1 protein-coding gene and 1 pseudogene are annotated in these 665 nt (G+C 24.5%); both read left to right on the top strand.

What is annotated here, in order from left to right; genetic code table 11:
* Positions 1-364: hypothetical protein (locus L8X40_RS08425; RefSeq protein ID WP_263667689.1), on the top strand; the 364-nt coding region annotated here is incomplete at its 5' end.
* An 8-nt stretch (positions 365-372) separates the two neighbouring features.
* A pseudogene (locus L8X40_RS08420) lies at positions 373-665 on the top strand (hypothetical protein); the annotation flags it as partial.

Here is a 665-nt window from a genome sequence, read left to right as displayed (position 1 = left end):
GGGTTTACATTCAATGTTTAAAATTGCAAGTAGACTTAATAGTGGTTTAACACGACAAGAAGTAGTGAAAATTATTGAAAAACTACAAAAAGGTAGCAGTGGGAATATTCGCCTTCTGAAAAATAAAAAAGAATTAGATGAACTGTGGCAAAAATTAATAAAAAATGCCACAAAGTTAGAAGAAAAATATATTCCTATAAAAAATCATAAAACGGGACAAATTACACAAGAAAAATTGATAAGATATAAATTGAATGATGGAATTGATATTATATACAGAACAGGTTCTGGAAGTGGGGGAGAAACAATAAATATTTATGGTAAAAATCCAAAGCTCAATAAGACTATTCATATTAAACCATAGGAATAAAAGTGAAAAGAATAAAAGTAATATATGCAATGGGTAATCCTATTTTTTCTTATAAAGAAAAAGATGATATAGGATATAAAAGTTATGAAAATTTAAGTGAAGTATTAAATAATAAACAATATTTTTCTGAAATGGATTTATTTTTAGAATATTTAAGATACACAACAAAAACAGATATTCTCTTAGCATTTGAATATTTATTATTAAAACTTATTGATGATGAATTTTTTGCAAGACATGAAATAGATGCAAATATCATTCAATTTTATAATATCGATAGTCTTAATAACACTCC

This window comes from Campylobacter sp. CNRCH_2013_0855 (assembly GCF_025773025.1).
In the GTDB taxonomy this organism is placed as follows: Bacteria; Campylobacterota; Campylobacteria; order Campylobacterales; family Campylobacteraceae; genus Campylobacter_D; species Campylobacter_D jejuni_C.
The sequence above is the reverse complement of the archived record's forward strand: the minus strand, read 5'-3'. Positions and strand labels throughout refer to the sequence as shown.